Here is a 21,169-nt window from a genome sequence, read left to right on the forward strand (position 1 = left end):
GGTTCGAAGACGATCACGCGGCTGGCGACGGTGGCGCCAAACGTCTTCCATCGAAATTCGGTGTCGGGCGCGAGGTCGGGTGGATTGCCGCGAATGAAATTCACGTTGGCGCTGTTGGTGTACCATTGGGGCCACTGGGCGGCGCGAACGAGCCATCGCCATACACGGTCAGGCGGGGCGGCAATCACAATTTCATTGCGCGCGTACACCGATGAGTTATCAGGTTCGAATCCTGCCGGCCATTTCATCGCGATAAGTGCTCCTTTCGGATTGCCACAGTCTGCCCCAGAAACGGATTTTCCGAAAGCGCAGGGGGCTGCTCTTTAACGGTTGGAGTCGCCTACTTCACCGCTGGGGCCGGATGAAGGCTGGCGTTGACTCTTGCAAGGTGGCGCTGATGGCTTGCGGTCCCCAGATGCATCAGGCGGTAAACCTCAACCTTCACCATGTCGTTGATGAAGAACCATACAAGCGCATAGGCCCACACTAACAGTGCGTACTTCCATCCCAGCGGCGTCATGCCCCATCCGTAGACTGCGGCCAGGGTTCCGATGACCTGGGTTGTTTCGCAGGCAACGACCAGGCGCCAATTGGGCCATGGGCGCTGCCAGAACGTTCCCACGCTTCGGGTGATGTAAATGGTGAGGTGCCCGGCGACCAGCAGCTTGAGGAATATGAGGCTCTGAATGACGGGCCGGGGCAGCTGAAAGTATCTCTCTGCGATCCAGAAAAGGCCGAACGCAGAGATAACTCCCATCACGCCGAGCACCGAGCTGACTGTAAGTACGCGTTCCATGTCCCATCGCACCGGGCGTGGAGCTACGATGGTGTTGTCGTAGGCAATCATCATGATCGGGAAGTCATTGAGGACCGCGATGAGCACGATCATGACTGCGGTTACCGGGTAGAAGTTAAACACCACAATCGCGAGCGTCATGAAAAGCAGTACGCGGATGGTTTCGGAAATCCGGTAGATTGCGTAACTGTTCATGCGTTCGAATATCTTGCGCGCTTCTGAAATGGCGGCGGTGATTACCGAGAGTCCGGTCGCCGTGAGCACCAGATCCGAGGCCGCGCGAGCCGCGTCGGTCGCACCGCTTACCGCGATTCCGCAATCGGCCCGTTTGAGCGCGGGGGCGTCGTTGACGCCGTCACCGGTCATTCCGACGATATGCCCACCAGCCTGAAGGGCTTTGACGATTTTGAACTTATGCTCGGGAAAAACCTGCGCATAGCCGTCGGCCGCGTCTAGCTTGTCACTGTCGTCGGCCTTACCGTCAGGAAAGAGATCGCCGGCAACCGCGATGTTCGGTCCCAGCTTGAGTTCGAGCGATACCTCGCGGGCAATTGCAAGGTTGTCGCCGGTTACCATGCGAACCTGCAGTCCCATGTTTCGCGCGGTCGCGATGGTAGAGGCCGAATCGTCGCGGGGCGGATCGGACAAGGACAGTAGTCCAAGAAATTCCCACTTCCCCTGGGTATCGGTGCGCGCGACGCCAAGAGTGCGATAGCCCTTCGCCGCAAGCTCGTTCACCTGGCCTTCAGCCTTAGCACGGGTCGCCGAATCGGGATGGATCAGATCCAGAATCACCTGCGGGGCGCCCTTCGAGACTTTGAAAGCTGCGTTGTCGTGTTTGGCCTCGGCCTCGGTTCGCTTACTAACAGGATCGAAAGGCGTAAAATGAGTGATCTGATAGGTCTTTAACACCGACTGATCGCTGAGGCCTTTGAGGACCGCCTCGTCGATGCCATCGCCGCCCTCCCTTCGCGATGCCAAAGCCGCGCCCAATATCAAGTCCTGATCGTTGCCCGCCTTGAAGACAACGGGTTTTCCCAACTTGAGCTCGTTCTTGGTGAGCGTGCCGGTCTTGTCCGCGCAGAGAATGTCCATGCCGGCCATCTCTTCGATCGCGACTAGGCGGGAGACGATGGCCTTCATCCTGGCAAGCACGGATGCGCCGACGGCCATCGTGACGGACAGTACGGCGGGCAAGGCGACCGGGATTGCAGCTACCGTAAGAATCAGAGCGAACAGCAGAGTTTCGACCAACGGGTCGCCGCGATATAGCGCGACCGTCAGGATCAATGCGACCAGGCCGAGCGTGATCAGAATCAGGAAATTGCCGATTTTGATCACCGCCTTCTGAAAGTGGGAAACGGTCTTAACGCTCTCGACCAGTCGTGCCGTGCGGCCGAATAGCGTATTCATTCCGGTGGCGACGACCAGCCCATTCATCTGGCCCATTCGCACGATCGATCCTGAATACGCAACGTCATTTTTCTTCTTGTCGACCGGCAGTGACTCGCCCGTCAGCGCTGACTGATCGATGCTGAGGTAGTCGCCATCGACCAGCTTCAGGTCGGCGGGGATGACATTGCCGAGCTTGACCATGACAATATCCCCGCTCACCAGCGTCTTGGCCTCGACGTCGCTCCACTTGCCGTCGCGCAGCACTCGGGAATGCAGTGCGAGATTCTTTTTGAGCGCCTCGATCTCGTTGTCGGCCTTAAATTCCTCCCAGAAGCCGACGACCGCGTTGAGCGCCAGCATGAAAAAGATGATGACGAAGTCTTCCCAATGCCGAACCACTGCGGACAGTACCGCGGCAATTTCGATCATCCATGGGATAGGCCCCCAAAGAAATGTCAGGAACCGCTTGAGGGGGCTGATGCGCTTTTCTTCGATAGCATTCGGACCGTCCTTCTTGAGCCGGCTCGCCGCTTCTTCCTGGCTTAGTCCATGTTCGAGACTCGAATGGAACTTGGCGAGCGCTTCCTGGATCGTCCCGGTATCAACTGGCGTCTGGACACCTTTGGAGGCATCCTTCTTGGCCGCATCTGGCTTAGGGGCATCGGCCTTGGGCGCGCCTGCGGAAGCTGACGCCTCTGCCTTTTGCCAGTCGCCGAGCGCACTGCCCGGTCCGCCGTGGCGCGCCTGGAATATCTCGTAGGCGCGCGTGCGAATCTCGTCCACGCCGGCCTCCGATCCTTTGGACTTAGCGACAGCCTTGGACCCGTTTGGCGCGGAGTCAGATGAAGCGTCTGAGGTCTTCGCATCATCTGCGGAACTCTTTTCGGTAGCCATCGCTTAACTCCTGCCAAACTGTTTACATACGGCGACGACTGACCTTGGTTATGAGTCTAAGAGTCGGCGAATCGCTGGCCGTGCCGGTCCCGAATGCTCCGCGACCGGATGTTAGCAAATTGGGCGTCATACGTAGCCCGTCGATTTGCATTATTTGTTCTTCAGATGACCAAGAATCCCGGAGCGCTTCACAGGTAGCCCAATTGCCGCGCGCCGAGGCGAAGTTGCTCGCGAAATTTCGGATGAGCAATTGCGATCAGCGCCTCGGCCCTATCCGCTGTCGATTTGCCGGTGAGGCAAGCCACTCCATACTCGGTAGCGACATACTGAGTATCGGTTCTTGGATCGGTAGTGGGTCCTTCGATCTTTGGGACGATGCGCGAGATGGCGCCGTCGCCCGCGGTGGAGTGGGCGGCGAGAATCGATTTGCCGCCCCGGGATAGCTGGGCGCCGCGGATGAAATCCAACTGGCCGCCGGGAGCGCTGTACTGCTTGCCCATGATCGCTTCGGAATTGACCGCGCCGTCAAGGCTGACCTCGAGAAACGCATTGATCGAGATTGCGTTATCGTTCTGTCCGATGACGCTCGGGTCGTTCACATAGTCAACCGGGCGGGCCTCCATGCTCGAATTGTCGTTGAGAAATTCGTAGAAAGGCTGGTCGCCGACCGCCAGGGTGTACACGTTCTTGTACCGATTGAGGTTCTTGTACCTGTTGGTGACGGTGCCCGACTGAATCAGCGCCGCCAGCGGCGGCATCATGAGCTCGCTGTGTATGCCCAAATCCTTGTGGCCGTGCAGGGCGGCACATACAGCGCTGGGCACTCCACCGATGCCTACCTGGAGTGTCGCGCGGTCCGGGATCATCTCCACGATGTATTTGCTGATCACATTGTCCAATGGCGTCGGCAGCCGTGAAGGCACCGAGAACAGCTCAGTTTCATTTTCGACGATCGCCGCGACTTCCGATATGTGCACCGACGAATCGCCGAACACGCGCGGCGTCCTGGGATTGACTTCGACGATCAGATTCCTGGCGATTCGTGCGGTCGGGATCGTGTAGTCGGCGTTGGTGCCGCAACTGAAGAATCCGCCTTTGTCCATCGGCGCAACCATCATGATGAAGGTGTCGATTCCTATTTCGCGCAACACGCGCGGCATCGCACTGAAATTGCCCGGCATGTAGAAGACCACGCGCCGATTGTCCTGTTGGCCCCGCTCGAACAGCATTCGTTCGATGATCGTAGGGAAGAATGGATGCGGCTTGATGACGTCCATGTATTCGTACTTGAGAATCGTGACCGCGGCGGCTGCGACTGAGTGCGAATAGTAGACGCGAAGCTCCTCGATCTTGCGGCTCTTCACTCGATTCTCGAGCGCTCCCAGCAAGGCGGGCGGTTCGCTGACCGCCATGCCCATCGAGAGCGTGCCTCGCGATGGGATCAACTCCACCGCCGCCGCCGGCGTCATCAATTTGGATTTGTATTCCGTTTCGTACATCTACTGTCCGTTCTCCCGCCCCATTACCTGGGGATTTCCGCACGGTGTCGCGAAGCAGGCGTGTAGTGGGTCATCTTCTTGTAGATGGCCATCACTATACTGTAGAACTGCTTGCCGCGCGCGTTGGGATATTCCTCACGAGCGCGGGCCTTCGCGCGTTCCCACGCGATCTCGTCTTCCGGAGTTTTGACTACGCCGACCGGCATAAGCTGGACCTCCTGCTGACTATCCGATCGCACCACCCCGACGCAGAGCCAAGCCCGGATAGCAGTTGAATGGATCAATCGCCCGCTTGAATGTTAGTCTTCGCGGACGATGTTGTCGCGCCATCCCCCCGAGAAGCAGAAGTGGACCGAGGAGCGCCGATATTTCGAATCGGACGGCCGCCCGCTGTACGGAGCGATGTATCGCGCCGAGCGGCCGGGCGCGCCGATCGTGCTCTTTTGCAACAGCTTTTCCGAGAATCATTGCGAGGGGAGAGCCGAGGCGATTGCGTCGCGGATCATCGCGGCAAACGGTTACTCCGCCTTCCTGTATCATCCGCGGGCGCATGGCGATTCGGCAGGCGACCCGGAGGACGTAACGTTCGAGGGTCTGGTCGAAGACGCGGTGAACGCCGCGAGCTACGCGCGCAGTCGATCCGGCGCGTCGCAGATCGTGTGGGTGGGCGTTCGATTCGGCGCGCTGGTTGCCGCGCATGCAATCCCCAGAATTACCGACACTACCGGGCTTGCGCTCTGGGAGCCCGTGCTGAGCGCGCGCGACTACTTCCGCAAGTCGATGCGCCACGTTATGTATTACGAAATGTCGAAAGGCGAACGGCCGTCGCTGACGGTCGATCAGATGAGTGAGCGGCTTAAGCGCGAGGGCAAAATCTCCGTGCTCGGATTCGACCTCCACCGCAACTTCGTGGAGAGCGCCCAGGATGCGGATCTGCTGGACGCGCTCCAACCGTGGCGCGGCCCGACCCTGATCGCGCAGTTTCAGAAGCATTTCCGGCTTTCGCGCGAGCACCACCAGTTGCGCGAGACTCTCGTCGGGCGCGGCCTAAGCGTGCGCGCGGTTCTACATCGCGGGCCGGCCGGAGCCGACTCCTGGTGGACGCCGGAGGGTATCGCAAAACAGACGGGAGACTGGCTCGATGAATTGGCGTGAAACTCCCGCCACGCTGAGCCGCGCACGCGCCGAGCAGCCGCTGGTATTCAAGGGTCCCAAGGGCGCTCTGCACGGGATCTTCACGCCACCTGCGCCTGACGCGTTGCCGGCGAGCGCGTGCGTCGTGTTCCCGGGGCGTCCGCGTTCGGGGCTTCGCCGCCTGCCGGTACTCGCCTCACGAATCCTTGCCGCCGAGGGATTCGCGGCCCTGAGATTCGATCTGCGAGGCCGCGGCGAGAGCGCCGGCGAGGTTGAGATGCCGAGCCGCCAGGAGCCGCGCGGTGAAGACGTGGTTGCCGCGATTCGTCACCTGCGTGAAGCGCACGGGCAGAAGCAGTTTCTGCTGGCCGGCTACTGCTTCGACGCGGTGACCGCGCTCGATGCATTCAGGGATGAGGCCGCCGCGATCGCCGGCATCTTCTTTGCCACCGCGGCGGTGCTCGAGGAGAAGCTTGGCGGTTCGCCCGCGGACGGCCTCGCGCGCAGCGCCGCATTGCGCCTGCGCTCGATGGTCAGGCGCGCGCGTGCCCCGAAGATACTGGAGAGTTTCGAGACTTCCTTCAGAGCGCTGGCGCGCTCGCATGCGCGCGCGCTCTTTCTCTACGCGGAGCAGGACCGGCTGCGCGCGGAGTTCCGCGTCGCCGAGGAGGTTCTGTTCTCAAAGCTCGACAGTGAAGCGCGCGGGCGGCTCGAGATCGAGATCTGGCCCGGCCGCATCCACACCATCGAAGGAGAGCCCGCGGTGATCGAGCGCGCAATCTCGTGGCTGCGCGAATTTCATCCCGCGCGAAGCCAGGGTGGCGCTTGGCGCGAGCCGCGCCAGCCGATCGCTCAGGAGTCCTAGCTCGATGCCAACGCTGCCATCCTTCCTCACCGCGACGGCCTCCCGTCACGGCGCGCGGCCGGCGCTGATAATGGACGATCGGGTTCTCACCTATGCCGAACTCGACGCAAGCGCCAACCGGGTTGCCAACTCGTTGATTCGCCACGGCGTCCGCGGCGGAGATCGCGTGGCTCTTTGGATGCCGAAGTCGCTCGAGGCGATCATTTCCATCTGGGGCGTTCTCAAGGCTGGCGCCGCCTTCGTGCCAGTTGATCCGGCCGCGCCCGTGGCGCGCCTGGCGACCATCGCGCGTAATTGCGAAATCCGAGCCCTGGTTTCGGCGTTGGACCGCGCCGACGATCTGCAGCAGGCATTCGGCACCAGCGCGCCGATGCGCACGGTTCTCTATGCCGGCGACGGGCCTAACCCACCTCCCGCCGCGAGTTGGTCATCCCAGAGATGGAACGAAGTCGAGGCCGAGAGTGCGCATCCGCCCCCGCTTCACAGCGACGATGCCGGTCTCGCTGCCGTGCAATACACTTCGGGTTCCGGCGGGACGCCCAAGGGCGTGGCGATTTCGCATCGCACTTTCGCCGGGCAGGCGGAGTGGACCGTAACCTCGCTCGGGCTTTCGACCGAGGACCGCATCCCGGGCTACACGCCTCTCAGCGGCGCCATGTCGACCTTCGAGATCTTCGCCGGTGTGCTCGCGGGCGCGACCGTATATCCAGTCCCGCCGCGGCTGGCGCCGTTCCCGGCCGCGGTCGCGAAAAGCTGGAGCGATCAGCGGATAACAGTCATCTATGTGGTGCCGAGCGTGCTCCAGATGCTGCTAAACCGCGGAAATCTCGGCGCGCTCGACTTCTCCGCGCTTCGAATCATCGTGACAGGAGGCGAACACTTGCCGGCGCAGCGGCTCGGCGAGCTGATGCGGCTTTTGCCCCGGGTTCGTTTCATCATCTCGTATGCCCGCACCGAAGCGAAGCTTCGCACCTTGCACGAGGTGAAATTTCCGCCCGAAGACATTGACACGCGCACCATCGGCAAGACCGCCGCGGGTAGCGGGCTGTTGGTGCTCGGTGAGGATGAGAAGCCGGTCGCGGATGGCGCGATTGGGGAGCTCTGGATCTCGGGTCCATCCCTGATGCTCGGCTACTACGGACTTCCGGAAATGACCGCGGAGGTCATGCGAACCATCCGGCTCGGCCCGAGCGAGAGCGTGCTCGCGTGCCGCACGGGAGATTTGGTGCGTCGGCACGCCAGCGGACGGCTGGAGCTGATCGGCCGTGCCGATGAGCAGATCAAAGTACGCGGCTACCGGGTTGAAACCGGGGAGATCGAATCCGCACTCTGTCGTCATCCTGCCGTCCATTCGGCCGTGGTGCTCGCCGTCCCCGATCCGGAGACCGGCAACCGGCTCAAAGCGGTGGTGGTGCTGAAGGACGGTTCGGACGGCGGCGAACAAACGCTGCGCAATCATTGCGCCACGGAGCTGCCACCCTACATGGTGCCCGAGACAATCGAATTTCGCGCGAGCCTGCCCCTGATGAGCAACGGCAAAGTCGATCGCCGCCGCCTGCGCGAGAGCTGACTCCGATGAAGAGCATCGAAGGCGCCATCCGCGAGTTTCTGCTCCAGCTTCCCACTGCGCGGAAAATCCGCGAGCTGAAGCCCGGCGACTCGCTGTTCCAGCGCGGCCTGCTCGACTCGATGGGCGTCATCAGGACGGTGGCATTTTGCGAGGAGACCTTCCGCATCGAGATTCGCGACGAGGAAGTGATCCCCGAGAATTTCGAGAGCGTGCGCGCCCTGTCGCGCCTGATCAAGCGCGCGCGATCGCGCTCGGGCTGAATCGCGGATTTGCGAAGCTGCGGCCGGCAAGCGCACGCGCCGAAGCCGGCACTGGAGCAAATGGAACGGGAGACGCCCTCACACTCCAGGCTTGAGGAGTTTGCCCGTCGCCGTGCGACCTGCTTGAATTCGCTTCGAGGACTGTCCCATGAATGCAGAAATCGAGTTGCGCGACCATCTGTTCGTCGGCCCGTTGCGCCGATCCGTGAATAACGCCCGCAACATTTCGGGGAGCATCCATGATGACGCGATGGCGACCAAGCTCGGTTTTCGCGGCGGCACCGTCGCCGGATCGATCCACCTGGAACTGTTTCCGCCGCTCCTGCTGAAAGCCTTCGGCAAGCGATGGTTTGAACGCGGCACTATCTCGATGTACTTCCTGAACGCGACTACCGACCGCGAAGCGGTCCGCGCCTTCCTCAAAGAGCCGCCCCACGATGCGGCCGACGCGCAGGTCGATGCCTGGATCGAGCGCGATGACGGCATGCGCGTAGCGGAAGGCACCGCGTCGGTCGGACGTCCCGAAGAGCCGACCGCGTTGCTGCGCCGTCCGCTCGATCGATTCGATGCGGGTCAGTTGCGGATCCTGGGCTCGCTTAAAGCCGGCGATCGTTTTGAGGAATGCGACGCATTTCTGACCAGAGCTTTGATGACCGAACGGATGAACGTCATCACCGATCCGCTCGAATGGTACACCAAGCCCTCGCCATGGGGCGGTGCAATCGCCACTCCGGCAGCGATGGTGCATCTTCTCTACACGCAACCGATCGCGACTCTGCGCGGCAAACTCGGCCAGGCAGTGGGCCTGTTCGGCGCGATCGAGCTGCGCAACATCAACGGCCCGGTCCTGGTCGAACGTCCATACCGCGTCAGCGGAAGCATCGTGGCGCTGGGGCAGAGCCCCAAGACCGAATTCATGTGGTTCGAGACCGCGCTGGATGAAGCGGCCGGCAAGCGTATCGCCGAGATGAGGATGCTGCTGCGCTTCATGAAAGCGTCGTCGCCGCTGTACAAGGACGCGCTCGCAAGCTGATCCGTCCTGGTTTCGAGGCAGGATCGCTCCTATGGCGCGGCCGCTATGGGTTCGAGCCGGATGGGGACCGTTTTGCACTTTTCGCGGTTGAGAAGACCGCGCTGAGTGTCGCTGCCTTCCAGGAAACGTACCCACCTGTCGGCAACGCCGTATTTCTCCCGCAGCAGCCGATGGACCTTCGCGTGCGCCTCGGGATCAGCTGACGCGCGGTATCGCCGCATTTCGCCGCCGCGCTCGATCTCGACGATCGGGTGCGCGTCCATATTTCGGATCCACCACTGGGCGTTGGCGTTGCCGGGGTGAATCCACGAATACCGTCCGTCGTCGACGATCCAGAGCCGCGCCTTGTGCACCGCTCCTGTCGGAGTCGGCTCGTAAACGACAACGACTTCTCGGCCAACTTCGATAAGGGCCAGATGTGCGAGGACGTAAGTCACGCATACGCCGATCACGATCGCCGCGACGATGATCACTCGTCTCATCTCGTGCGCCTCCAGATGCATCCGGCCCAGTGGATCTGGGCCGCTTCGGCTGGCGTCGATGCCGGGATCGGGTGTCTGTCAGGCGCTGCCCATGCGCCGCTCGTAAGCCCAGTCCTCGGTTATCAGGTAGGCCCGCAGCGCCCCGGCGATCGCCATCCGGATCGGTTCGGGCGGCCACGGAATCACTTTTCGATTGACGAACGGGCACTGCAGGTCGCTCTTGCGCTCGAGCACCAGGTCGCGCAGCACCTGCGCGTTGAGGTGGCTCATCGAGACCCCGTGGCCGATACAGCCGAGTGCGTAAACTGCGCGATGGTCGCCCAGGTAGCCGACTGCGGGGGTAAGATTCATCGTCACCGAAAACGGTCCGCCCCATCGATGGGTGATCCGAACGCCGCGCAGCGACGGGAAGAGGAAGGCGATGTGCTCCTCGAGATGGCGCCACGCGGACTCGGAGCGATCGGCTTCGAGGCTGTTGCCCCAGGTCAGTCCAACCGGACCACCACCCATCACCAGGCGGCGGTCGGGCGTCAGCCGATAATAGTGGATGAGATTGCGCGCGTCCTCGATTCCCTCGAACCCGCTCCATCCGATCGGCTCGAGCTGCTTGGCGCTCAGCGGCTCAGTTGCGATCATGTAGGTGAAGGCGGGCACTTGCTTGCGCTTGAGTTCGGGAAAGAGGTGCGAGTAGGCGTTGGTCGCGAACACCAGCTTGGCGGCGTTAACTGCTCCGCCCGGAGTTCTGAGCCTGAAATTGGGCCGCGAGGTGATCTCGAGCACCGGGGTCTCTTCGTAAACCGACGCGCCCGCTTTAAGCGCGATCCGCTTGTCCTCGCGCACCAGTTGCGCCGGATTCACCAGCACCAGGCGCGGTTCCCACATCGCGCCCAGATAGCGTTCCGAGTTGACCCGGGCGCGTACTTCGTCGCGCCCGATCCAATCGATCCCGCTGAAGCCCAGCGACTTCATGAGCTCGACGTCGTGCTGGAGACGGCGAATATAGCCCGGCGCCGTAGCGACGCGCAGAAAGCCGGGGCGAATACGGCTGCATTCGAGCTTTTCATCGAGGATTAGCCGGTCCAGGTTATCAACCGCCTGCTCCATGTAGGCATGCGCTTCCTTGAGGAATTGCTTGCCGCGCACCATCGCGGTCACGCCCAGTCCAAGCCCGATCACCGTCATCGCAAACGAGCCGTTGCGGCCGCTCGCGCCGTAGCCAACGGTCTTGGCTTCGAGCACCGCGACCTTCAGCGCCGGGTCAGCGCGCCTGAGTTCGCGCGCGGTGGCGAGGCCGGTGAAACCACCACCGATGATCGCTACATCGGCATTGATTTCACCCTTGAGCGGCGGCTCGGGCGTGTACGGCCCGTAAGTATCGAGCCAAAGCGAAAGCGGCGAGTTCGGCAGGGACATTGTCGTCATGGCGGTCTCCATCCGGTCTGATGGCTCCAAACATGCTCGCCTTTCGGCCCGGCTTGCAACCGCTGCGACGGTGGATCGCCGGTGTCGTGGGCCGGCTCGCGCGAGCAACCCGCTCAGGGCAGGAGTTTCTTGAGAGCGTTAATCGGATTCGGAATCGACGGAATCGACGATCCAGCCGACGGCCCAGCGCCGACCATCGAGCCCACCGCGCTTACTCCGCCGCGGATTATCCTGCCGGGCGCGTTAATCGCGCCCATCGCGACGCGCTCCGCCAATGTTGGCACGTCCGGCAGCACCCGCACCCCGGGCAGTTTCCCGGTCACGCTGACCGGGATCGCGACCTCCAGTCCGAGCGTGAGCCGGATGTCGGCGTTCATGGCGAGGTTCTTGTCCATGTCGAACCAGCCGTCGCCGGTGATCTTGTAATCCGGCGACTGCGCATACAGATCGTGCGTCGTGAACCGCGGCCCCACCTGCTGATAGCTCATGTTTGCCGATTGCAGCTCGGTGTCGGGATCGACCAGCAACCCATGATGACTCGACCTGAATCCCACGTTCACCAGTTGGCTGACTCCCGGCGCCGCGGCGACTGCGTTGACCGCGTCCGCCACGATATTGACGCCCACCAGCTTGCCGTTCGCGATTGCCACTCGCCCGCTGCCGCGCAACGTCGGCTTGATTCGATTCCAATCCGCGCCGCTGCCCGACGCCATCACGTTGCCGGTCAGAAAGCCGTGCACGGTGCTGGCCGCCTCGATATTTTGTGAGCGTAGCGCTTGTTCGACGTTCAGATTGTTCATTTGCAGCGCGGCGTTGAACGTCGGCGCGGCGCCGAAAACCGCATCCGCTTGCGCCGTCAGCGAGCCGCCGAACACGCCGGCGTTGAGTGGATGCGCCGACGCGCGGCGGTTGAAGTATGCCGCCGTCAGATCGAGATTGCGGTACGGAATATTTTCGAGCGATCCGTCCGTCGATTGGATCGTCGCAGTCATTCGCGGTGAAGTTATCGCGCCATCGGCCGTGCCTTTGACCGCCAACTGATTGATAACGTCGCCGGGCTGATTGGCGGCGAAAGCGAATACCTGCGCGAGCTTCACCGAGTCGGCCTTCAGCGCGTAACTCGCTTTCAGCGGACTGATGGATTCGACGCGACCCTCGAGATTCGCGTGCGCGGAACCGAGCGTGAAACTCGTCGGTTCGACGACTTCGAGCCCATCGGTGAAACGAATCTTGCCGTTCAGATCGCTGATCCCGCCCGGCCATGACGGCCCCAGCTTCACCGCAACCTGTTTCAGCGTCACGGTTCCATCCATCGACGACGCGTTGGTGTCCAGTTTCGCGGTACCGTGAATTTCGCTCATGCCCGACACGCCGTACCCGGCCGCTGCGTCGATCATCGGGCTCAAATTGGCAAGGTTGAAGCTGTTCGAATCGATTTGGGCACTCAACGGTTGCGTACCGCCGCCCGAAAACCTGCTCGCCGTCAATTCGAGATCGGACAGTTTCAAATTCACGTTTGCTATCTCGAGCTGCTCCGCCCAGGTGCCGTTCGCATTCACCGTCATCGCGGTCCCCGCCGGCTTGTTGAACAGCGCCGCGTACGCGACCCGGTCCCCGCTGAGATCGGTGTTCAGCGCAATTGCGAGCTTGCCGAATGAACCGCGGACAGTCCCGCTCGCCGATACGGCGTCAGGAATCGAGAGCCCCGGCGGTATTTCCGATCCCACCTCAGCCAGCGGCCTGATCTTGTCGAGCAGGATCGAATCGAGCTGCAACTTCAGATCGACCGGCATTCCCGACGCGTCCGGTACGCCTTGATCGAGGATGGGTCCTAGCTTTCCCGACGCCTCGACGTTTTGCTCTTCGCCCGGAAAGGCGAATTTGGTTTCGACGTCGAAGGCCGACGCGGCGTTGAAATTTGTCACGTCGAAATCCAGATGCCTGACCTGGATTGGCGCCATCTTTTCGCCAAGATCGTTGAAATGGATCGCGCCGTCCTCGATGCTCAGCGCCTTGATTGACAAGTCGGCAAGCGACGATCGCCGCTTCGCGCGCCGACTCGGCGGCGCTTTCTGAGTTTTTCGCCGTACGTCAATGGGGCTGCTCCCGATCGTGCTCAGGTTCAGGTCGCCGCGCGCGTTCATCACGATCCGGATGTCGGGTTTGATCAGTTTGAGTCTGGTGACTTTCGCCGCGCCGCGAAGCAGCGGGATAAACTCAACTTCGATCGAGACTTCATCGGCGGCGAGAAACGGTTTAGCCGAAAACGAAGAATCGTCCGCAATCTTGAGCCCGCTTACTTCGACCGACACGCCCCATCCCATCTGCGCCTGTATTTTCCCGACCTCGACCCGGCGGCCCAGCTCGTCGCTCACGCGCGCGAGTATTCGGCTCTCATTGCGGGCGACGATCGAACTCAAATTGAAGAATGCGTAAGCGGTAAGCGCAGCCGCGATCAGCACCACCGCGCCAATTACGACTCCGGAGATGAGCAGTATCCTGCGCAACGCCGTCTCAGGAATTCATCCGGGCGAAATGATCGGCGATCACTTTCGCCACGCAGCAAGTCACCTTCTTCGCGGTCGGGATGTGGAGAAACTCGTTGGGCCCGTGGGCATTGGCGTGAGGTCCCAGCACCCCGGTGATCAAAAATTGCGCCTGTGGGAACCGCTCGCCCAGCATCCCCATGAATGGAATGGTTCCGCCTTCGCCCATGTAGGCAACCGGATTGCCGAAGTAGTCGGTCGAGGCCGCCTCGAGGCTGCGCTCCAGCCACGGCGATAGCGCGGGAGCATCCCATCCGCTGGCGCCCCAGTTCGCCTGGAAACTCACTTTGCATCCGTACGGTGGATCTTTCTCCAAAATGGTTTTCAGCTTCTGCGACGCGATCTTTGCATCCACCGTCGGCGGCAGTCGGAGCGACAAACTCACCGCCGTGCCCGCGCGCAGCACGTTGCCGGCGTTGCCGGTCGGCGGCATCCCGTCCGCGCCGATGATCGACAGAGCAGGCCGCCACGCGCGGTTGAGGATGAGCTCCGTCGTATCGTTGCTTACCGGACGCGCGCGCTCGACGAACGGAAACTTCGCGCGGATGTCGTCGCCGAGCACCACGGCCGTGGCGGCCGCCTGCTTGAGGCGCGCCTCGGGAATCGACGCGTAAAATTCCGCGCCGAGTACCTTGCCCGTCGCCTCATCCTCGACGCGGCTTAACAACTGGCGCACGATGCGGAAGCTGTCGGGCACGACTCCGCCGGCGTCGCCCGAATGCACGCCCTCGGTGAGCACGTCGACCTGGAGTTTCCCGCCGACCAGGCCGCGCAGCGAGGTAGTCAGCCAGAGTTGATCGTAGTTGCCGCATCCCGAGTCCAACGCGATGCACAGGCTCGGCTGGCCGATGCGGGGCGCCAGATGCTCGATGTAGTGCGGGAGATCGAAGCTGCCGCTTTCTTCGCAAGCCTCGATGATCACCACGCATCGCGCGTGTCGAATCGAGTTCGCCTGCAGCGCGCCGATCGCGCCCAGGCACGCAAACATCGCGTACCCGTCATCGGCACTGCCGCGGCCGTACAAACGCTCGCCGTCGAGCACCGGCTGCCACGCGCCCAGCCCTTCGCGCCATCCCGACATCTCGGGCTGCTTGTCCATGTGCCCGTACAGCAGCACGCAATCCTTCGAGTCGCCGGGGATTTCGATGAACAGCAGCGGGGTGCGCCCCTCGAGCCGCACGACCTCCAACTTCATGGCGCGGATCGGCTGGCGGCGCGCCCAATCCTCGAAGCGCGCGACGACGCGGTCCATGTGCCCGTGCGCTTTCCAGTCGCGATCGAACGCAACCGACTTGTTGGGGATACGAATGTACTCGGTCAGTTCGGCGACGATGGATTCATCCCAAAGCCGCGCGACGTGAGTTCGGATCGATGCCTTGTCCATGACGAAAGCCTACGCCGGAAAATTTCGATGCGGTGCAAGCTTATCGCGCGGCGCATCCGTCGAGGAAGATCGACGTGACGATCTCGACCGCGCGCTCGGGCGTTGTGTACTCGCGTGCGTAGCGGTTGATCCCGCGCATCATGCCCAGCAGCGACTCGGCCGCGATCCGAGTGTCGATACCCGGCCTTATCGCACCGCGCTTGACGCCGTCGTCGAGAACTCCGCTGATCAATCGCGACAAGTCATTGCGCTGCGCTTGATACTGGCGCTCCTGCGAGGGGCGCAACGCCTTGGGATCGCGCAGCAGGGCGAAGAACTGGCGGCGGCTCCAGAAGAATCTCAGAGAATGACCCACGATCGTCGCGATTTGCTCGCGCATCGACGTGCATCCGGCCAGCGCCGAGCGAATTTCGCGCCGCAGTTCGGTGAACCCGTTGATTACCGCGGCCGCGTAAAGCTCTTCTTTCGATTTGAATTGACGGTAAACGCTGCCCTTGCCAACCCCGGCGTGAGCAGCGACCTCGTCGATCAGGACCACGTCGAACTCGCTTTCGGCAAAGAGTTCCGCGGCACTCAGGAGGATTCTCTCGCGCAGGAACGGCGTGGACGGCCTGCCACGGCCTTCCTTGCGGCGAATCGGCGGCGAAACCGGTCGGCGCTTGGCGCTCACGATTGGAAACCTGCAATCATCGAATTCGTAGATTGGTAGCCGCCCTTCGGTATCCCCAGTTGAAATATGGACTGGCGGGTCCAAAATTGCAAGAATAAATCTGGTAGCAGTATTGCCTGCTTGGAAACGAGTGCCACGGAGAACATGATGGATTCAGACGCCCCCGCGACCGGAAAACCTAACGCCTCGCGATTCATACAGGATGCTGAAGTGCGCACTTGGCTTGACAAAGCTATGCAACGATGGCGGCTGTGGCTGGTCGTTTTGGCCGTCGCGGTAGTTGGCCTTTACCTTTTTATTGGCCGCAGCGGCCCTGATTCTTCCACACAGGCGCTTCCAGGCGTATCGCACACGATCGTTCCGGTCGCAGCGGTGCCGGCGAAGGTCGGCGATTTGAACCAGTACATATCCGCGATCGGAACAGTGACGGCATACAACACGGTCACCATCAAAAGCCGGGTGGATGGCGCGCTCGACAAGGTAAACTTTACCGAGGGGCAATTAGTAAAGGCCGGCGATCTGCTGGCTGAGATCGATCCGCGTCCGTACCAGGTGCAGCTCGAGCAGGCCGAGGGCACGCTCGCGAAGGATGTGGCGTCGCTCCAAAACGCCAAGGTTACATTCGCGCGCGACCAGGAACTGTTCAGGCAAAATGCGCTCGCGCGTCAGGATCTCGACAACCAGGAAACGGCGGTCGGACAGTACGCCGGTTCGATCCAGAGCGATAAGGGCGCCGTGGACAACGCCAAGCTTCAGCTGACCTACAGCCGCATCACGTCGCCGATCACGGGCCGGGTCGGGCTGCGTTTGGTGGACGTGGGCAATATCATTCATGCGACCGACACGACCGGTCTGGCGGTGATCACGCAGTTGCAGCCGATCGCGGTCGATTTCAGTATTCCCGAGGACGATTTGCCGAGCCTCGAGACCGCGATGAAGGCTGATCCCCAGTTGCCGGTCGCGGCTTACGATCGTGACTTCAAGCACCAACTCGCGGCTGGAAAGCTGCTCACTACCGACAACCAGATCGATCAGACCACCGGCACGATCAAGCTCAAGGCGTCCTTTCCCAATGCAGACAACGTGTTGTTTCCAAATCAATTCGTCAACGCGAAGCTGCTCGTCAGTACCATCCACAACGCGATTCTGATTCCGGCGGCCGGTCTCCAGCGCAGCCAGCAGGGTTCGTTTGTATATGTCGTCAAGCCTGACCAGACCGTCGAGATGCGCAGTGTGACCGTGGGCGCAACCCAGGGCGACGTGATCGCCGTAGACAAGGGACTTGCGGCCGGCGACCTGGTCGTCACCGACGGCGTGGACAAACTGCAGCAAGGGTCGCACGTGAGTGTGCAGACGGCGGCTATCCCGCCCGGGAGCACGGCTCCGTGAGTCTTTCGCGCCCGTTCATACTCCGGCCGGTCGCGACTTCTCTGTTGATGGTCGGACTGATGCTGGCCGGCCTCGTCGCCTATGGGCAGCTGCCCGTGTCGGCGCTGCCGCAGGTGGACTATCCGACCATCCAGGTCATGACTTTCTATCCGGGCGGAAGTCCGGACGTGATGGCGTCTTCGGTAACGGCGCCGCTCGAGCGGCAATTCGGAGAGGTGCCGGGGCTTACCCAGATGACCTCGAACAGCTCGTTCGGCAGCTCGGTCATCACGCTGCAGTTCGACCTCAACTTGAATATCGACGTTGCCGAGCAGGAGGTGCAGGCGGCGATCAACGCGGCCGCGACTTACCTGCCGACGGATCTCCCGAACCCGCCGGTTTACAGCAAGACCAATCCCGCCGACACGCCGATTCTCACGCTGGCGCTGACCTCGAAGGAACTGCCGCTGGACCAGGTCGAGGATCTGGCCGACACGCGGCTGGGCGAGAAGATCTCACAGCTGCCCGGGGTGGGCTTGGTGAGCATCGGCGGCGGCCAGAAGCCTTCGGTTCGCGTGCAGGCCAATCCGACCGCGCTTGCGTCGTATGGATTGACGCTCGAGGACCTGCGGATGGCGATCGCGAGCGCCAACGTCGACGAGGCCAAGGGCAACTTCGACGGCAAGCACCAGGCGTACACGATCGGCGCCAACGACCAGTTGCTGAAAGCCAAGGACTACATGCCGCTGATTGTCTCATATCACAACGGCGCGCCGGTCAAGCTTTCCGATGTCGCGGTTGCGATAGACGACGCCGAGAACGTCAAGGCCGCGGCGTGGATGAACCTCACGCCGGCGGTGATCCTCAACGTTCAGCGTCAGCCCGGCGCCAACATCATCGCCGTCGTGGACCGCATCAAGGCCCTGATGCCGCGCTTGCAGGCCTCGCTGCCCTCGTCGGTGAAGATCGAGATCCTCACCGATCGCACCACCTCGATTCGCGCGTCCGTACAGGACGTGCAGTTCGAGTTGATGCTGACGGTGGCGCTGGTCGTGATGGTCATTTTCCTGTTCCTGCGCAGCCTGTCGGCGACGATCATTCCCAGCATCGCAGTTCCGCTCTCGCTGATCGGAACGCTCGGCGTGATGTACCTGCTGGGCTACAGCCTCGACAACCTGTCGCTGATGGCGCTCACGATATCGACCGGCTTCGTCGTCGACGACGCGATCGTGATGATCGAAAACATCTCGCGCTTTATCGAGGAAGGCGACAAGCCGCTGGACGCCGCGCTCAAAGGCGCCTCGCAGATCGGCTTCACGATTCTATCGCTGACCATCTCGCTGATCGCGGTGCTGATTCCGCTGCTGTTCATGGGCGACATCGTCGGCCGGTTGTTCCGCGAGTTCGCGGTCACGCTGGCGGTGACGATCCTGATGTCCGCGGTCGTCTCGCTGACGCTGACCCCAATGATGAGCGCGAAGCTGCTCAAGCATACGCCCAAGGATCAGCAGACCTGGTTCTATCGCAAGTCGGAAAAGGTGTTCGAAGACACCATCGCATTTTACGGCCGCACGCTCGAATGGGTTCTTGAGCACGAATTCGGAACCCTCATGATCGCGATCTCCACGCTGGTCCTGACGATCGTGCTCTACATCGTCGTGGCCAAGGGCTTCTTTCCGGTGCAGGACACCGGGGTTATCCAGGGCGTTTCCGAAGCGCCGCAGAATGTGTCGTTCGCCGCGATGGTGCGCGGCCAGCAGGCTTTGGCGCGGGTCATTTTGCAGGACCCGGCGGTGGAGAGCCTGTCCTCGTTTGTCGGGATCGACGGGACCAACATCACCGTCAACAGCGGACGAATACTGATCAATCTCAAGCCGCTCGATGTGCGCAAGGTCGACATCTCCACGGTGATCAGGCGCCTGGCGCCGAAGCTGGCGGCCGTCAACGGGATAACGCTGTACTTGCAGCCGGTGCAGGACCTGACCGTCGAAGACCGCGTGAGCCGGACCCAGTATCAATACAGCCTCGAAGATCCCAGCGCCGACGAATTGAATCTGTGGACCGGGAAGCTCGTCGCCAAGCTCAAGACGCTGCCCGCGCTGCGCGACGTCGCGACCGACCAGCAGAACGAGGGCTGGGAGGAGCATGTCGTCATCGATCGGCAGACGGCTTCGCGCCTGGGTATCACGCCAAATCTAATCGACCAAACCTTGTACGACGCCTTCGGACAGCGGCAGGTGTCGACGATTTTCACACAGCTGAACCAGTATCACGTGGTGCTCGAAGTCGCGCCGGATCTGCAGCGCAGTCCGCACGCGCTTGACGAGATCTATATTCGCTCGAGCGGGGGCGGTGAGGTGCCGCTGAGTGCCTTTACCCACTTCGAACCGGGCTCGGCGCCACTCGCCGTCAACCATGAGGGCCAGTTTCCCGCGGTAACAATCTCGTTCGATCTCGAATCGGGCTACTCGCTGGGTGACGCGGTCTCCGCCATCGAGCAGGCGCGCGAGGAAATCGGGATGCCCGCAAGCATCGAGGCTTCGTTCCAGGGCACCGCCGCGGCGTTCCGGGCGTCGTTGAAGAACGAGCCGCTGCTAATCCTTGCGGCGCTGGTCACCGTGTATATCGTGCTCGGAATTCTTTACGAAAGTTACATCCATCCGATCACGATTATCTCGACCCTGCCCTCGGCGGGCGTCGGCGCGATCCTGGCTCTGATGATCTGCGGTCAGGATCTCAACGTGATCGCGCTCATCGGCATCATCCTGCTGATAGGTATCGTAAAGAAGAACGCGATCATGATGATCGATTTCGCGCTCGAAGCTCAGCGCGGCGAAGGCAAGCCGCCGCGCGAGGCAATCTACCAGGCCTGCCTGCTGCGCTTCCGGCCGATCATGATGACCACGATGGCGGCGTTGCTCGGCGCATTGCCGCTCGCGTTGGGAACCGGAGTCGGCTCCGAGTTGCGCCGCCCGCTGGGCATCGCGATCGTCGGCGGCTTGCTCGTGAGCCAGGTGCTCACGCTTTACACGACGCCGGTGATTTTCCTGACCTTCGATCGCATGGCGGCGCGATTCGCCAGGTGGCGGGCGGGGAATGCCGTTGCGGAAACGATTCCGGCTCAAGCGTCATGAGCATTTCCGAACCATTCATACGCAGACCGGTCGCCACCACGCTGCTGACTATCGCGCTGGCGCTCGCGGGCGGGATCGCATTCCGGCTGCTGCCGGTTGCGCCGTTGCCGCAGGTCGAGTTTCCAACCATTCAGGTTCAGGCGACGTTGCCCGGCGCGAGCCCGGAAACGATGGCCTCGTCGGTGGCGACTCCGCTCGAGCGCCAATTCGGCCGTATCGCGGGTCTGACGGAACTGACTTCGACCAGCTACCTGGGCGCCACCAGCATAGTTTTGCAGTTCGACTTGAACCGCAATATCGACGCCGCCGCGCGCGACACGCAGGCCGCCATCAACGCCGCGGCCGGACAACTGCCGACGACTCTGCCGAGCAAGCCGACCTATCGAAAGGTCAATCCCGCCGATGCGCCGATCATGATTCTCGGCCTGACCTCGGACGCGGTGCGCCCGGGAATGATGTACGACGCGGCTGATTCAATCCTCGAGCAGAAGCTCTCGCAGATAGATGGCGTCGGCCAGGTGATGGTCGGCGGAAGCGCGCTGCCCGGTGTCCGCGTCGAACTGAATCCAACGCAGATGAGCAACCTCGGAGTCGGTCTCGAGGATGTGCGAACGGCGCTGGCCGCCGCCAATGCGAACCGGCCCAAGGGCGAAGTGGCCAACGATAACCAGACCTGGGGGCTGAGCACGACCGATCAGCTGCTCAAGGCCGAGGACT

At 62.1% G+C, this 21,169-nt stretch carries 17 protein-coding genes; 8 read left to right on the forward strand and 9 right to left on the reverse strand.

All coding sequences use genetic code 11. The annotated features are described in order from the left end of the window. The 4 genes from ABSB13_RS12930 to ABSB13_RS12945 form a co-directional block, all read right to left on the reverse strand. Positions 1-248, reverse strand: a 248-nt coding sequence (locus tag ABSB13_RS12930; RefSeq protein WP_428109124.1) for an SRPBCC family protein, incomplete at its 3' end; no start/stop codon positions are given. A 92-nt stretch (positions 249-340) separates the two neighbouring features. Beyond that, positions 341-2,974, reverse strand: coding sequence for a plasma-membrane proton-efflux P-type ATPase (locus ABSB13_RS12935; RefSeq protein ID WP_428109127.1), 2,634 nt, complete (start codon positions 2,972-2,974; stop codon positions 341-343). Positions 2,975-3,273: 299 nt separating this feature from the next. Further along, entirely contained in the window at positions 3,274-4,584 is a 1,311-nt protein-coding gene (locus ABSB13_RS12940; protein ID WP_428109129.1) for an acetyl-CoA hydrolase/transferase family protein, read from the reverse strand. 23 nt (positions 4,585-4,607) lie between these two features. Beyond that, positions 4,608-4,790 carry a hypothetical protein gene (locus tag ABSB13_RS12945; RefSeq protein WP_428109132.1) on the reverse strand — a complete coding sequence of 61 codons (183 nt, stop codon included), beginning with the start codon at positions 4,788-4,790 and terminating at the stop codon, positions 4,608-4,610. Positions 4,791-4,902: 112 nt separating this feature from the next. On the opposite strand from ABSB13_RS12945, the gene ABSB13_RS12950 reads away from it, so the two are divergent. The 5 genes from ABSB13_RS12950 to ABSB13_RS12970 all read left to right on the forward strand — a co-directional run bounded on the left by ABSB13_RS12950 (position 4,903) and on the right by ABSB13_RS12970 (position 9,446). Then, positions 4,903-5,739, forward strand: coding sequence for a serine aminopeptidase domain-containing protein (locus ABSB13_RS12950; protein ID WP_428109134.1), 837 nt, complete (start codon positions 4,903-4,905; stop codon positions 5,737-5,739). Further along, positions 5,726-6,583, forward strand: coding sequence for a serine aminopeptidase domain-containing protein (locus ABSB13_RS12955; protein WP_428109137.1), 858 nt, complete (start codon positions 5,726-5,728; stop codon positions 6,581-6,583). Before ABSB13_RS12950 ends, ABSB13_RS12955 begins: the two co-directional genes overlap by 14 nt. Positions 6,584-6,587: 4 nt before the next feature. Further along, the gene (locus tag ABSB13_RS12960) at positions 6,588-8,153 is read left to right on the forward strand and encodes an amino acid adenylation domain-containing protein (RefSeq protein WP_428109139.1); all 1,566 of its coding nucleotides are present in this window, start codon (positions 6,588-6,590) and stop codon (positions 8,151-8,153) included. Positions 8,154-8,158: 5 nt separating this feature from the next. Next, positions 8,159-8,413, forward strand: a complete 255-nt coding sequence (locus tag ABSB13_RS12965; protein WP_428109142.1) for an acyl carrier protein — start codon at positions 8,159-8,161, stop codon at positions 8,411-8,413. Positions 8,414-8,561: 148 nt separating this feature from the next. Then, positions 8,562-9,446, forward strand: coding sequence for a hypothetical protein (locus ABSB13_RS12970; protein ID WP_428109144.1), 885 nt, complete (start codon positions 8,562-8,564; stop codon positions 9,444-9,446). A gap of 29 nt (positions 9,447-9,475) precedes the next feature. On the opposite strand, the gene ABSB13_RS12975 is transcribed toward ABSB13_RS12970, so the two are convergent. The 5 genes from ABSB13_RS12975 to ABSB13_RS12995 all read right to left on the reverse strand — a co-directional run bounded on the left by ABSB13_RS12975 (position 9,476) and on the right by ABSB13_RS12995 (position 15,950). Then, positions 9,476-9,928: a hypothetical protein gene (locus ABSB13_RS12975; protein ID WP_428109146.1), complete on the reverse strand. Its 453-nt coding sequence runs from the start codon at positions 9,926-9,928 to the stop codon at positions 9,476-9,478. Positions 9,929-10,006: 78 nt separating this feature from the next. Further along, positions 10,007-11,350, reverse strand: coding sequence for an NAD(P)/FAD-dependent oxidoreductase (locus ABSB13_RS12980; protein ID WP_428109148.1), 1,344 nt, complete (start codon positions 11,348-11,350; stop codon positions 10,007-10,009). 113 nt (positions 11,351-11,463) lie between these two features. Continuing rightward, a complete protein-coding gene (locus tag ABSB13_RS12985) occupies positions 11,464-13,857 on the reverse strand; it encodes a DUF748 domain-containing protein (protein WP_428109151.1) in 2,394 nt (797 codons plus the stop codon). Between the two features lie 7 nt (positions 13,858-13,864). Next, positions 13,865-15,280: a M20 family metallopeptidase gene (locus ABSB13_RS12990; RefSeq protein ID WP_428109153.1), complete on the reverse strand. Its 1,416-nt coding sequence runs from the start codon at positions 15,278-15,280 to the stop codon at positions 13,865-13,867. Between the two features lie 40 nt (positions 15,281-15,320). Further along, a complete protein-coding gene (locus ABSB13_RS12995; protein ID WP_428109155.1) occupies positions 15,321-15,950 on the reverse strand; it encodes a TetR/AcrR family transcriptional regulator in 630 nt (209 codons plus the stop codon). Between the two features lie 210 nt (positions 15,951-16,160). Here ABSB13_RS12995 and ABSB13_RS13000 point away from each other — a divergent pair, with 210 nt between their 5' ends. The 3 genes from ABSB13_RS13000 to ABSB13_RS13010 all read left to right on the forward strand — a co-directional run. After that, a complete protein-coding gene (locus ABSB13_RS13000) occupies positions 16,161-17,339 on the forward strand; it encodes an MdtA/MuxA family multidrug efflux RND transporter periplasmic adaptor subunit (protein WP_428109158.1) in 1,179 nt (392 codons plus the stop codon). Further along, a complete protein-coding gene (locus ABSB13_RS13005; protein ID WP_428109161.1) occupies positions 17,336-20,452 on the forward strand; it encodes a multidrug efflux RND transporter permease subunit in 3,117 nt (1,038 codons plus the stop codon). The genes ABSB13_RS13000 and ABSB13_RS13005 overlap by 4 nt, the downstream gene beginning before the upstream one ends. Further along, positions 20,449-21,169, forward strand: a 721-nt coding sequence (locus ABSB13_RS13010; RefSeq protein WP_428109163.1) for an efflux RND transporter permease subunit, incomplete at its 3' end; no start/stop codon positions are given. The genes ABSB13_RS13005 and ABSB13_RS13010, both read left to right, overlap by 4 nt.

The sequence above is a fragment of the Binatus sp. (SeqCode) genome, from assembly GCF_050013435.1.
Taxonomy (GTDB): Bacteria; Desulfobacterota; Binatia; order Binatales; family Binataceae; genus Binatus.

What these genes read in the sequence shown, in the direction of transcription:
- ABSB13_RS12940 (WP_428109129.1), bottom strand. Translation starts at nt 4,584, where the DNA reads ATGTACGAAACGGAATACAAATCCAAATTGATGACGCCGGCGGCGGCG.
- ABSB13_RS12945 (WP_428109132.1), bottom strand. Translation starts at nt 4,790, where the DNA reads ATGCCGGTCGGCGTAGTCAAAACTCCGGAAGACGAGATCGCGTGGGAA.
- ABSB13_RS12955 (WP_428109137.1), top strand. Translation starts at nt 5,726, where the DNA reads ATGAATTGGCGTGAAACTCCCGCCACGCTGAGCCGCGCACGCGCCGAG.
- ABSB13_RS12960 (WP_428109139.1), top strand. Translation starts at nt 6,588, where the DNA reads ATGCCAACGCTGCCATCCTTCCTCACCGCGACGGCCTCCCGTCACGGC.
- ABSB13_RS12965 (WP_428109142.1), top strand. Translation starts at nt 8,159, where the DNA reads ATGAAGAGCATCGAAGGCGCCATCCGCGAGTTTCTGCTCCAGCTTCCC.
- ABSB13_RS12970 (WP_428109144.1), top strand. Translation starts at nt 8,562, where the DNA reads ATGAATGCAGAAATCGAGTTGCGCGACCATCTGTTCGTCGGCCCGTTG.
- ABSB13_RS12975 (WP_428109146.1), bottom strand. Translation starts at nt 9,928, where the DNA reads ATGAGACGAGTGATCATCGTCGCGGCGATCGTGATCGGCGTATGCGTG.
- ABSB13_RS12980 (WP_428109148.1), bottom strand. Translation starts at nt 11,350, where the DNA reads ATGACGACAATGTCCCTGCCGAACTCGCCGCTTTCGCTTTGGCTCGAT.
- ABSB13_RS12990 (WP_428109153.1), bottom strand. Translation starts at nt 15,280, where the DNA reads ATGGACAAGGCATCGATCCGAACTCACGTCGCGCGGCTTTGGGATGAA.